This window comes from Klebsiella sp. 28, from assembly GCF_018223905.1.
Lineage (GTDB): Bacteria > Pseudomonadota > Gammaproteobacteria > Enterobacterales > Enterobacteriaceae > Klebsiella > Klebsiella pneumoniae.
On sequence record NZ_JAGRQY010000179.1, the window covers coordinates 1 to 12,230 of the forward strand.

9 protein-coding genes, 1 pseudogene and 1 other annotated feature are annotated in these 12,230 nt (G+C 58.1%); of the genes and pseudogenes, 2 read left to right on the forward strand and 8 right to left on the reverse strand.

The features are described 5' to 3' along the window. Nucleotides 1-87: 87 nt before the first annotated feature. Complete coding sequence (ushA, locus tag KHQ28_RS24520) at nt 88-1,740, reverse strand: bifunctional UDP-sugar hydrolase/5'-nucleotidase UshA (RefSeq protein ID WP_004191627.1); 1,653 nt, start codon at nt 1,738-1,740, stop codon at nt 88-90. A gap of 295 nt (nt 1,741-2,035) precedes the next feature. Here ushA and KHQ28_RS24525 point away from each other — a divergent pair. Both KHQ28_RS24525 and ybaL read left to right on the forward strand, forming a co-directional pair. Continuing rightward, a pseudogene (locus KHQ28_RS24525) lies at nt 2,036-3,255 on the forward strand (MFS transporter). Nucleotides 3,256-3,480: 225 nt separating this feature from the next. Continuing rightward, complete coding sequence (gene ybaL, locus KHQ28_RS24530) at nt 3,481-5,157, forward strand: YbaL family putative K(+) efflux transporter (protein WP_002892195.1); 1,677 nt, start codon at nt 3,481-3,483, stop codon at nt 5,155-5,157. Between the two features lie 35 nt (nt 5,158-5,192). On the opposite strand, the gene KHQ28_RS24535 is transcribed toward ybaL, so the two are convergent. The 7 genes from KHQ28_RS24535 to KHQ28_RS24565 form a co-directional block, all read right to left on the reverse strand. Continuing rightward, nucleotides 5,193-6,497 carry an inosine/guanosine kinase gene (locus KHQ28_RS24535; protein WP_002892192.1) on the reverse strand — a complete coding sequence of 435 codons (1,305 nt, stop codon included), beginning with the start codon at nt 6,495-6,497 and terminating at the stop codon, nt 5,193-5,195. A 63-nt stretch (nt 6,498-6,560) separates the two neighbouring features. Continuing rightward, a complete protein-coding gene (gene hemH, locus KHQ28_RS24540; RefSeq protein ID WP_002892189.1) occupies nt 6,561-7,523 on the reverse strand; it encodes a ferrochelatase in 963 nt (320 codons plus the stop codon). 128 nt (nt 7,524-7,651) lie between these two features. Further along, a complete protein-coding gene (gene adk, locus KHQ28_RS24545) occupies nt 7,652-8,296 on the reverse strand; it encodes an adenylate kinase (protein WP_002892184.1) in 645 nt (214 codons plus the stop codon). 221 nt (nt 8,297-8,517) lie between these two features. Then, on the reverse strand, nt 8,518-10,392 hold the full coding sequence (gene htpG / locus KHQ28_RS24550) for a molecular chaperone HtpG (protein ID WP_211777713.1): 1,875 nt from the start codon (nt 10,390-10,392) through the stop codon (nt 8,518-8,520). A 111-nt stretch (nt 10,393-10,503) separates the two neighbouring features. Next, a complete protein-coding gene (gene recR / locus KHQ28_RS24555) occupies nt 10,504-11,109 on the reverse strand; it encodes a recombination mediator RecR (protein WP_002892177.1) in 606 nt (201 codons plus the stop codon). Beyond that, a complete protein-coding gene (locus tag KHQ28_RS24560; RefSeq protein WP_002892173.1) occupies nt 11,109-11,441 on the reverse strand; it encodes a YbaB/EbfC family nucleoid-associated protein in 333 nt (110 codons plus the stop codon). The genes recR and KHQ28_RS24560 overlap by 1 nt, the downstream gene beginning before the upstream one ends. A 57-nt stretch (nt 11,442-11,498) precedes the next feature. Further along, on the reverse strand, nt 11,499-12,230 hold a 732-nt coding region (locus KHQ28_RS24565; protein ID WP_323131618.1), incomplete at its 5' end, for a DNA polymerase III subunit gamma/tau C-terminal domain-containing protein. Beyond that, nucleotides 12,102-12,166 (reverse strand) — a sequence feature (DnaX frameshifting element). Its footprint overlaps the gene before it by 65 nt.

The window sequence follows — 12,230 nt, forward strand, 5'->3', positions numbered from 1 at the left end:
CGGCGCACGCGCCTTATCCGGGATACCCAACTTGTAGCCCCGGTAAGCGTAGCGCCACCGGGGAAATAGCCAACCTGAAGTCCAGGCTTACTGCCAGCTCACCTCGCCTTTCGGCTCATAGGCGGCGGCATCCAGCGGCGAGTTCTTCTCGATATACTCTTTCAGCACTTCGGCATCGATAAAGCCGGTATTCACATACCCGGGTTTATCGGCGATGTTCGGATAGCCATCGCCGCCGGTGGCGTTAAAGCTCAGCGTCGCCATCCGATAGGTCTTCGCCGGATCCACCGGTTCGCCTTTGATTTTCAGATCGTTCAGCTTACCGTCTTTGGCCACGAAACTGACGTTGGCAAACTGCGGATAAGCGCCGGAATCCGGCTTCATCTGCGCGACGGCGGTCAGGTAATCCACTACCTCCTTGCCGCTCATATCGACATAGGTCAGCACATTGCCGAACGGCTGGACCTTCATCACATCTTTGTAGGTGATATCCCCCGCCTCAATGGAGTCGCGGATCCCGCCGCCGCTCATCACCGCGAAATCCGCGTTGCTGCGCGCCATTTGCGCCGCCAGCAGCAGGTGGCCCATATTGGTCTGCACAAAGCGCACTTTACTGCGGTCGCCCTCCAGATGACCATTCACGCTGCCGATTTTGACCTGCAGCTGCGCCTTGCCTTTGTTCTGGAACGGCGTCAGCAGCGACATCATCTGCGGGTTCTCGGCGATCTGCGGCGTATACAGCACCCGCTCGCTTTGGCCGTTATCGTAAGTCACTTTTTTCTTCAGGTTGACCGGGATCAGCTGATAGTGCACCAGCTTCATCTCGCCGTTGCGGAACTCAAAATCGGCGCGGCCGACGTATTTGCCCCACTCATGCGCCTGGACGATCCAGATGCCGTTCTGACGATCCGGAGCGCACGGGGTGCCAGGCACATAATCGACCTGCTTTTTATTTTCCGCCGCCATGCATACCGGATCCTGCGAGTGACCGCCGACGATCATCGCCAGCGATCCCGCAGGTAAACTCCGCGCCATTTCAACATCGCCCGGCGCGTTAGAGCCGTGGTTGCCATTGTCGTAATGGCCCATATGGGTGGTGGCCAGGATCACGTCAGGCTTTTCATTCTGCTGCAGCTCCTGGATAACCAGCTTCGCCTCTTCCGCCGGTTTGCGGAATTCGATATCGGTGAAATATTCCGGATTGCCAATCTTGGCCGTATCGTCGGTGGTTAAGCCAATCACCGCGATTTTCAGCCCACCGCGCTTAAACAGCGCCCAGGGTTTGAACAGCCGTTCGCCGGTGCTTTTCTGATAAATATTGGCCGACAGGAACGGGAACTTAGCCCACTTTTCCTGCTGGCGCAGTACGCTCAGCGGATTATCGAATTCATGGTTTCCCACCGCCATCGCGTCGTAGCCGATCAGGTTCATGCCGCGAAAATCGGGCTCTGCATCCTGTAAATCAGACTCCGGTACGCCGGTATTAATATCGCCGCCGGATAACAGCAGGACGCTTCCCCCTTCCGCCGCCACCTCTTTCCGGATGCCATCGACCAGCGTTTTCTGCGCCGCCAGGCCATATTCGCCGTAGTCATTGCGCCAGAAATGGCCGTGGTGATCGTTGGTGTGCAGGATGGTAATTTTATAGGTTTTATCCTGCTCATAGGCCTGTGCCGACAAGCTGCCCAGCGATAAAGCGGCGAATAGCGCCAGCGCTACGCTGTGTTTGAAATAATGCATGCTTCACTCCCTGACTTAATCCCAAGTGCCGAAAGTATAGCGAGTTAGTCGCGTTGACAAATATGTTTTCAGAATTGCGACTTCCTTCAAACCTTATCAGCAGGTATGTTAGTCGGATAATAATTCTACCCGTCATACTTCAAGTTGCATGTGCGTTGGCTTTCCTCGCTCACCCCAGTCACTTACTTGAGTAAGCTCCTGGGGATTCGCTGCGTCGCCGCCTTCCTGCAACTCGAATTATTTAGGGTATCAACCTGCATTCTCTACAACAAATAGAACTCGCTGAAGTGAACCTATGACAACCAACCAATCCGCTCAACCCTTGTCCGGCCCCGCTGCGCCGCCGCAAAAAGCACGCACCTCGTTTGGCATCTTAGGCGCGATCAGCCTGTCCCATTTGCTTAACGATATGATCCAGTCGCTTATTCTCGCTATCTACCCGCTGCTGCAGGCGGAGTTCTCCCTTACCTTCGTGCAGATCGGCATGATCACCCTGACCTTCCAGCTCACCTCATCGCTATTCCAGCCGGTGATTGGCTACATCACCGATAAACGCTCGATGCCGTGGTCGCTGCCGGTGGGCATGTGCTTCACCCTCTGCGGTTTGATTCTCCTCGCGCTGGCCGGTAGCTTCGGCATGGTGCTGCTGGCCGCCGCGCTGGTAGGTACCGGCTCCTCGGTTTTCCATCCGGAATCATCCCGCGTGGCGCGGATGGCCTCCGGCGGCCGTCACGGCCTGGCCCAGTCGCTGTTCCAGGTGGGCGGCAATTTCGGCAGCTCGCTTGGCCCATTGCTGGCGGCGGTGATCATCGCCCCGTACGGCAAAGGCAACGTCGCCTGGTTTGTGCTGGCCGCTCTGCTGGCTATTGTCGTGCTGTCGCAAATCAGCCGCTGGTATGCCGCGCAGCATCGAATGAATAAGGGCAAACCGAAACCGGCCATCGTTAATCCGCTGCCGCGCAAGAAGGTTATTCTGGCGGTAGGCATTCTGCTGATGCTGATTTTCTCGAAATATTTCTATATGGCGGCATTAGTAGCTATTACACCTTTTATCTAATGCATAAATTCGGCTTAACGGTGCAAAACGCTCAGCTTCATCTGTTTGCCTTCCTGTTCGCGGTTGCCGCCGGGACGGTAATTGGCGGGCCTGTTGGCGATAAAATTGGGCGTAAATATGTGATTTGGGGCTCTATCCTCGGCGTAGCGCCTTTCACCCTTGTTTTACCCTACGCCAGCCTTGAATGGACGGGGATTTTAACGGTGATCATTGGTTTTATCCTCGCCTCGGCCTTTTCCGCTATTCTGGTCTATGCGCAGGAACTGCTGCCGGGACGCATCGGCATGGTTTCTGGCCTGTTTTTCGGCTTCGCCTTTGGCATGGGCGGCCTTGGCGCCGCGGTGTTAGGCCTGCTGGCGGACCATACCAGCATCGATCTGGTTTATAAAATCTGCGCCTTCCTGCCGCTGCTGGGATTCCTGACGATATTCCTTCCTGATAACCGGCAAAAAGCCTGATTATTCGGCGGCCAAAGTGCAACCCTGGCCGCCGTTAACCCTTGTGTCATCAGCCTGTTCCACGATTTCCCCCCGCCATTTTCCCTTCTGTGCCTTTTCATCGGCTAATTGCATTTTTTTGCACAACTCAAGAATTATTCATAAACAAAGTGAACGTTTTTGTCATAAACTATTACCCGGACAGGGTAGCAAAATGGACCGATACACCACTGGAAAGGAGACGGAATGCACCACGCAACACCGCTTATCACCACCATTGTCGGCGGCCTCGTGCTCGCCTTTATTCTCGGCATGATTGCCAATAAGCTACGTATTTCTCCTCTGGTGGGATATCTCTTAGCGGGCGTGCTGGCCGGACCTTTCACCCCTGGCTTTGTTGCTGACACCAAACTGGCTCCGGAACTGGCGGAACTTGGCGTCATTCTGCTGATGTTCGGCGTCGGGCTGCATTTCTCACTTAAAGACCTGATGGCGGTAAAATCGATCGCCATCCCCGGGGCTATCGCCCAGATAGCCGTGGCGACGCTGCTGGGTATGGCGCTCTCCGCCGCCCTCGGCTGGTCGCTGATGACCGGCATCGTCTTTGGCCTGTGCCTCTCCACCGCCAGTACCGTAGTGCTGCTGCGCGCGCTGGAGGAACGACAACTGATTGACAGCCAGCGCGGGCAAATCGCCATCGGCTGGCTGATTGTGGAAGACCTGGTGATGGTCCTGACGCTGGTCCTGCTGCCGGCGATTGCCGGTATGGCGGAGAAAGGCAACGTCGGCTTCGCGTCCCTGGCCCTCGACCTCGGGATCACCATTGGCAAAGTGGTGGCCTTTATCGCCATTATGATGCTGGTCGGCCGCCGGCTGGTGCCGTGGATCATGTCGCGCAGCGCCGCCACCGGCTCACGCGAGCTGTTCACTCTGTCGGTGCTGGCCCTGGCGCTGGGCATCGCCTTCGGCGCCGTGGAGCTGTTTGATGTCTCTTTTGCCCTCGGCGCCTTCTTTGCCGGCATGGTGCTTAACGAATCCGAGCTCAGCCACCGCGCCGCCCATGACACCCTGCCGCTGCGCGACGCCTTCGCGGTGCTGTTCTTCGTCTCCGTCGGCATGCTGTTTGACCCGATGGTGCTGGTCCAACAGCCGCTGGCGGTGCTGGCGACGCTGGCGATTATTATCTTTGGTAAATCCGCAGCCGCCTTTTTCCTTGTGCGGATGTTTGGTCACTCGCCGCGCACCGCGCTGACCATCGCCGCCAGCCTGGCGCAGATTGGCGAGTTTGCCTTTATTCTCGCCGGCCTGGGAATGGCGCTTAACCTGCTGCCGCAGGCCGGACAAAATCTGGTACTGGCCGGGGCGATCATCTCAATTATGCTCAACCCGGTGCTGTTTACCCTGCTGGAAAAATATCTCGATAAAACCGAAACCCTCGACGAGCAGACGCTGGAAGAGGTCCTGGAAGACGAGAAGCAGGTGCCGGTCGATATCTGCAACCACGCGCTGTTGGTCGGCTTCGGCCGCGTCGGCAGCCTGCTGGGCGAGAAGCTGATGGCCCAGGGGATCCCGCTGGTGGTGGTTGAAACCTCGCGCACCCGCGTGGATGAGCTACGCGAGCGCGGGATCAGCGCGGTGCTCGGCAATGCCGCCAATGAAGAGATCATGGAGCTGGCGCATCTCGATTGCGCCCGCTGGCTGCTGCTGACAATCCCTAACGGCTACGAGGCCGGAGAGATTGTCGCTTCCGCACGGGAAAAATGTCCGAATATCGAGATTATCGCCCGCGCCCATTATGATGACGAAGTGGACTACATTATCGATCGCGGAGCCAATCAGGTGGTGATGGGCGAACGGGAAATTGCCCGCGCCATGCTGCGGCTTCTGGAAACGCCACCGGCCGGCGAAGTGGTCACCGGCTGATGTACTGCCCTCTCCCCGCCGGGAGAGGGACGCGCTTACCGATCCCAGTACGCCTCTTCCAGGCTGTCCTCACGCTCCGGCAGGCCGCGGGTTAAACGCGGCGAGTGCTGGTTCAGCACCTGATAGCTCACGCGGTTGGCATATTTACACACCTGCGCCAGCGAGGAGTAGGTCAGCCATTTGCATTTGTGCTTGCTGGAGTTGGGTACGTTATTGCGGTGGTAGTTATTGGCGGTGATGTCATGCAGCAGCGCCGCCAGCGCGCCGTCGCCTGCGCCGTTGGTGTTCATGATCTTCTCGGGGCCGCCCATATAGGGAGCGATATGGGAATATATGCGCAGCGGATTAACGCAATCCTGGTGACGCATCGCGCGGCTGAATTCAAACTGGTTAAACTCCGGGATCGCCCCCGGCAGCAGCGGATGCTGGGTTTTACGCTTCGCCTCTTCTTCAGTGAAGCCCGCCATATACAGGCCCGCCGGGCCGGCGGTGCACAGCACCAGGTCGACCCAGTCCAGCGCCTTATTCGCCGCTGACAGCGGATCGGCAAAGCCGGTCAGCGCTTCCCCTTCCTCTTCGTTCATTGCCAGAATAGAGACATGCTCCTGCAGGAACTCCTGCCACCACGCCGGGTTATCGGCAATCACGTATTTGGTTCCGAGGGTTAACACCACCGGCACATCGTGCTTTTTGGCATACTCAATAGCCTTCATCGTGGCGTCCGGCATCGGCTCGCCCGGCTTGCAGCGGACCAGGTAAGAGGTCAGCACCAGCGCCGAGGCGCCGGCGATCACCGCTTCCGGAATGCTTTCCGGACGCAGCTTGTTCATGTGGCCCGGGCTGATGGCGAAGGTGCGCTCGCCGCTGTCACCGATCAGGGTAAAGCAGCGGCCAATGGCGCCGTCGACGCCCTGCAGATAGTTCAGATCGGTGCGGCTGGAGGTATTGCACAGGTAACGATAGGCATAGCCGCCGATTTCGATATTGCTGCACATCACGCCAAGCAGCACCGAGCGATCGTCCGCCAGCACCGAGTAGTTGTGCATGGTATTGCCGATGGTGCCGCCGGCAAACTGATGGGTAATGAGATTGTTGCGCACCAGCTCCTGGTACAGCGCCTCGGCGACGTCATCTTCAATCACCAGCGAATGGCCCGCGCTCAGGCCGTAGCGCACGATAAACGCCTCATCCACTTTCGCTTCGATATCCACCAGCGTCTGGTCGATACCGACCACCCAGGAGACGCTGGATTCATTCTCCGGCTGAATTTGCTGCAGCAGCGGATCGCGGGCGTTAACGGGAAAATAGTGTTTAGATTTGCGTTTACCGGGAAATTTCATAGTGGCGCTTAAATAACAGGGAACAAGCGGGAAATAGTAGCATATTCCCCGCCCTGCGCGCGATCAGCGATAAGGCGCCGTCAGATTGACCATCATCTCAATATGCGCTGCGTCCGCATTAAGCGCCGGAATATATTCATATTGCTTGCCGCCTGCTTCGAGGAATATTTCCCGGTTCTGGACGGCGATTTCTTCCAGCGTTTCGAGACAGTCGGCGGCAAACCCCGGGCACAGCACCTGAATATGCTTCGTCCCTTTCTCGCCGAGCATCTTTAGCGTTTCATCGGTGTACGGCGTCAGCCAGGGTTCCCGGCCAAAGCGCGACTGGAAAGTCATCATCACCCGCTCCGGCGGCAGCCCCAGCGCGGAAACCAGTTCCCGCGTCGTATCGCGACAGCGCTGAGGATAATCATCGCCCTGGTTGGCATAGCGCTGCGGGATCCCATGATAGGAGAGCAGCAGCAGATCCGGTTCCCCATGGACAGCGAAGGAAGCGCGCACGCTGGCCGCCAGCGCATGGATATAGTCCGGATGTTCGGCATAGTCGCGAATAAACGAGATACCCGGAATGGCGCGCTTTTTCGCCAGAATCCGCGCCAGTTCGTCCCAGACGGCGGCCACCGTCGAGCAGGAATATTGCGGATACAGCGGCAGCACCACGATGTGCTCCACCCCCTGCGCCAGTAAGTCATCCACCGCGCTGGCCAGTGACGGTGAACCATAGCTCATGCCCAGCGCCACCGGGGTATCCGGCAGCCTGGCAGCCAGCGCCTGCTGCTGGCGACGACTATACACCATCAGCGGCGATCCCTCTTCCATCCACACGGACTGATAGAGCTTCGCCACACGCGGGGAGCGAATCGGCAGTATGACGCCGCGCAGCAGCGGCCACCATAGCAGACGAGACGTATCCACCACCCGTTTGTCGCTGAGGAATTGTCGCAGATAGCGCTTCACCGCCCCGGGGGTGGGCGCATCGGGAGTGCCTAAATTGGCCAGCAAGATACCTGTTTTCGTCTGATGCATTACCGCCTCTTAACCATTTGAATCGCAGCCAATTGTAGCTGAAATGGCGCTAAACGGAACCAATCATAGCAAAAGGTAGAAATGAGAGGAGTTCTCATCCTGCCGCAGCAGGATGAGAAAAGGCTTTATCAGCCGAGGATTTTTTCCAGTTCGGCGCGCACGTCAGCTACCGCTTTGGTGCCATCGACTTTGGCGTATTTGGTGTTGCCCGCCTGCGCTTCTTTGGTGTAGTAGCCGATCAGCGGCGCTGTCATCTGATGGTATTCTACCAGACGCTTACGCACGGTCTCTTCCTGATCGTCTTTACGGGTGGTCAGCTCTTCGCCGGTCACGTCGTCTTTGCCTTCCACCTTCGGCGGATTGAATTTGATGTGGTATACGCGACCGGATGCCGCGTGGACGCGACGGCCAACGATGCGGTCAACGATCAGTTCGTCCGGCACGTCGAATTCCAGCACGTAATCAACGGTAATGCCCGCCTCTTTCATGGCGTCAGCCTGCGGAATGGTCCGCGGGAAGCCGTCCAGCAGGAAGCCGTTACGGCAATCTTCCTGGGCGATACGCTCTTTCACCAGCGCGATGACCAGCTCATCGGTCACCAGCTTGCCTGCGTCCATAATGTCTTTCGCTTGCTTACCGAGCTCAGAGCCGGATTTTACCGCCGCGCGCAGCATATCGCCGGTGGAGATTTGCGGAATACCGTATTTCTCCATGATGAACTGAGCCTGAGTTCCTTTACCCGCGCCCGGAGCGCCAAGCAGAATAATACGCATTACGAAAATCCCCTCAAAAGTCGATTCAATTTTTCAAAAACGCTAAACCATACCACCAGAACGGCGATGGCTCAAGGAAGGCGGTGCGGCTGAAACGGTTAATGGTGAGATATTTTATGCAATCCAATGTGAAATGCCCCGCCTGAGCACATCGCTCAGACGGGGCATTTATCCCGTTCCCGGCGTCGCGTCGCTCGCTGGGCTACTCGTTCAGCTTCGTGTCAGGAAGCCAGCAGCTGGTTCATACGACGGATAAACTGGTTCGGATCTTCCAGCGTGCCGCGCTCGGCCAGCAGCGCCTGATCCAGCAGCAGTTCCACCCATTCGCCGAACTGCGCGTCGTCCTGGGTATCGGCCGCGCGTTTCACCAGCTGATGCGCCGGATTCAGTTCGAAGATGTATTTCACTTCCGGCGCCGCCTGGCCCGCTGCCGCGAACAGCTTCGCCATCTGAGTGCTCATCTCGTCGGCGTCGGTGGTGACGATCGCCGGGGTGTCGGTCAGACGATGGGTCAGACGCACCTCTTTCACCCGGTCGCCAAGCAGGTTTTTCACCCGCTCAACGAACGGCTCCAGCGCTTTTTCGGCTTCTTTGGTGGACTCGTCTACTTCATCCGCCAGCTTGTCCAGCGACTCGTCAGCTTTAGCGACAGACTGGAACGCTTTGCCGTCGAACTCGGTCAGGTAGCTCATCATCCACTCGTCGATGCGATCGGAGAGCAGCAGCACTTCGATCCCTTTCTTACGCAGCAGCTCGAGGTGCGGGCTGCTCTTCGCCGCCGCATAGCTGTCGGCTGTGATGTAGTAGATCTTCTCCTGACCTTCTTTCATGCGTGAGACATACTCTTCCAGCGATACGGTCTGCGCGGAGGAGTCGGTATGGGTGGTCGCGAAACGCAGCAGTTTGGCGATCGCTTCCTGGTTGCTCGGATCTTCCGCCGGGCCCTCTTTCAGCACCAGGCCGAACTGTTTCCAGAAGGTTTGGTATTTTTCAGCGTCGTCTTTCGCCAGCTTATCCAGCATCTGCAGCGCGCGTTTGGTCAGCGCGGTGCGCAGGTTGCGGGTCACGCTGCTGTCCTGCAGGATTTCACGGGAGACGTTCAGCGGCAGATCGTTGGAATCGATCAGGCCGCGCACGAAGCGCAGGTAGTTCGGCATAAACTGCTCGGCGTCGTCCATGATGAACACACGCTGGACGTACAGCTTCAGGCCGTGTTTATGATCGCGGTTCCACATATCCCACGGCGCCTGCGACGGGATATACAGCAGGCTGGTGTACTCCTGCTTACCTTCCACGCGGTTGTGGCTCCAGGTCAGTGGGTCGCTGTAGTCGTGAGCGATATGCTTATAAAACTCTTTGTATTCGTCGTCGTTAACTTCGGATTTGCTGCGGGTCCACAGGGCCTGCGCCTTGTTGATTTTTTCCCACGAAATCACGGTTTCGCCGTCTTTCTCTTCCCGTTTTTCAATCTCAACCGGCAGCGCGATATGGTCGGAATACTTGCTGATGATAGAGCGCACGCGCCAGTCGTTGAGGAAATCATCTTCGCCTTCGCGCAGATGCAGGGTGATTTCGGTGCCGCGATCGGCTTTGGTGATATCAGCTACGGTATATTCGCCTTCGCCGGCGGATTCCCAGAACACGCCGTTTTCCGGCTTGTCGCCCGCCGCACGGGTACGCACGGTCACTTTGTCCGCCACGATGAAGGCCGAATAGAAGCCGACGCCGAACTGACCGATCAGCTGGCTATCCTTCGCCTGGTCGGAACCCATCGATTCGAGGAACGCTTTGGTGCCGGATTTGGCGATGGTGCCGAGATGGTCGATAACCTCTTCCCGGTTCATACCGATACCGTTATCGGCGATGGTCAGGGTGCGGTTGCCTTTATCAAACGAAACCCGCACGCGCAGCTCGCCGTCTCCCTCATACAAATCCGGCTGCGACAGCGCGCGGAAACGCAGCTTATCGGCCGCATCAGAGGCGTTGGAAATCAGCTCACGCAGAAAGATTTCTTTGTTGGAATAGAGGGAATGGATCATCAGGTGCAGAAGCTGTTTTACTTCTGACTGAAAACCACGAGTTTCTTGTCCTTTCATCTGATTCAACCTCAACAATGCCATTTTAAATGGGTAAAAAACCGTTGAGTGGGAGATGGGGACAGCGGGGAAATTTTTCAAGCGGAGGCGGCGAAGGCCGCCTCCATTTGTTCAGAAAGTAATCTTGTGGCGACCGGCCAGGGAGTGGGACAGCGTGGTGCCGTCGACCATCTCCAGCTCGCCGCCCACCGGCACGCCGTGGGCGATTCGGCTGGCGTCGACGCCATACTGCGCGCACAGCTCTGCGATGTAGTTGGCCGTCGCCTCGCCCTCAACGGTCGGGTTGGTGGCGAGGATCACCTCGGTGATCGACTCCGCCTCCAGCCGTTGCTCCAGGCGATCGAGCCCGATGTCATCAGGCCCGATGCCGTCGAGCGGCGACAGGTGCCCCATCAGCACGAAGTAGCGGCCGGAATACTGCCCGGTCTGCTCAATGGCATAGATGTCCGCCGGACTCTCTACCACGCAGATCTGGCCATTTTCCTGGCGACGCGGGTTGCTGCAGATATTGCACACCTCCTGCTCGGTGAAGGTGCGGCAATCGGCGCAGTGGCCGATCTCCGACATCGCACGCGTCAGCGCCTGCGCCAGGCGCATCCCGCCGCTGCGATCGCGCTGCAGCAGGGTAAACGCCATGCGCTGCGCTGACTTCGGGCCGACGCCCGGCAGACAGCGCAGCGCTTCCATAAGCTGAGTTAACAGCGGGCTGGTTTGCATCAGAACGGCATCTTGAAGCCTGGCGGCAGTTGCATACCGGCAGAAACGGAAGCCATCTTCTCTTTCTGGGTCTCTTCGATACGGCGCGCGGCGTCGTTGAACGCGGCAGCCACCAGATCTTCGAGCATCTCTTTGTCGTCTTCCAGCAGGCTTGGGTCGATCTCCACACGGCGGCAGTTGTGCGCGCCGTTAATGGTCACTTTCACCAGACCCGCGCCGGATTCGCCGGTTACTTCCAGCTGAGCGATCTCTTCCTGCATCTTCTGCATTTTTTCTTGCATCTGCTGGGCCTGCTTCATCAGGTTACCCAGGCCGCCTTTTCCACCAAACATAGGCTTCTCTCTCAGTCAGTCATCGTTAAAGGTACTGAATGCCAGTCAGACTGGCATTCAAATGGGGCGAATACTCTCTTCATCCAGATCGGCGTCGAAGAAACGACGCAGGGTCTGAATGTTATTATCCGCGATAATGGCTTCGCGCGCCTGCGCGAGCTTCTCTTCATAAATAGCCTGCCGCCACTCCAGCGGCGTACGCATCGCGGGATTATCGTCTTCCACGATGGTCAATTCAACCGGCGTACCGTACAACACCCCCAGCGCTTCAGCCAGCTTTTGCTGCGCGCTTGCGGAATTGAGGTGGCGCTGGCTGGGACGCAGATGCAGACAGACGCGGCTGCCCTCCTGCTCTTTCCACGCGTTGAGCGCCACCTGCTCGACCAGCTTCGGTACCGCCAGCTGGCTCACTTCCGCCGCCCAGCTGTCGCGCTCGACCGCTTCTTCGGCGAGCTTGGCCGCCAGCTCCGGCGTCTTCTCATGCTCCAGCGCCTTTTTCAGCGCTTTGGGCGTGGCGACTTCGACTTTGCTCTCTTCCACCACCGTCGTCGCCTTCCAGCGATAGGCCTCTTTCTTCGCCGGGGCCTGCTCCAGCGCGGCCGCGGCCGGACGAGCCTGGACGCGCTCGGTAATCGAACTCAGTCGCTCCAGCGCAGCGTTATTCACCGGCCGCGCGCGGGTAGCGGCTGCCGGTTCACTCTTTTTTGGGGTGGTTGCTCCCTGACTGCGCTGCAGGTGGCTGCGGGCCGCCAGCACCTGGCTGGTGGTCGGCGGCAAACTCTGCGGCGA

Excerpts from the sequence above, each read along its gene's own strand:
- ushA (WP_004191627.1), bottom strand. The coding sequence starts at position 1,740 with ATGCATTATTTCAAACACAGCGTAGCGCTGGCGCTATTCGCCGCTTTA.
- ybaL (WP_002892195.1), top strand. The coding sequence starts at position 3,481 with ATGCACCACGCAACACCGCTTATCACCACCATTGTCGGCGGCCTCGTG.
- KHQ28_RS24535 (WP_002892192.1), bottom strand. The coding sequence starts at position 6,497 with ATGAAATTTCCCGGTAAACGCAAATCTAAACACTATTTTCCCGTTAAC.
- hemH (WP_002892189.1), bottom strand. The coding sequence starts at position 7,523 with ATGCATCAGACGAAAACAGGTATCTTGCTGGCCAATTTAGGCACTCCC.
- adk (WP_002892184.1), bottom strand. The coding sequence starts at position 8,296 with ATGCGTATTATTCTGCTTGGCGCTCCGGGCGCGGGTAAAGGAACTCAG.
- htpG (WP_211777713.1), bottom strand. The coding sequence starts at position 10,392 with ATGAAAGGACAAGAAACTCGTGGTTTTCAGTCAGAAGTAAAACAGCTT.
- recR (WP_002892177.1), bottom strand. The coding sequence starts at position 11,109 with ATGCAAACCAGCCCGCTGTTAACTCAGCTTATGGAAGCGCTGCGCTGT.
- KHQ28_RS24560 (WP_002892173.1), bottom strand. The coding sequence starts at position 11,441 with ATGTTTGGTGGAAAAGGCGGCCTGGGTAACCTGATGAAGCAGGCCCAG.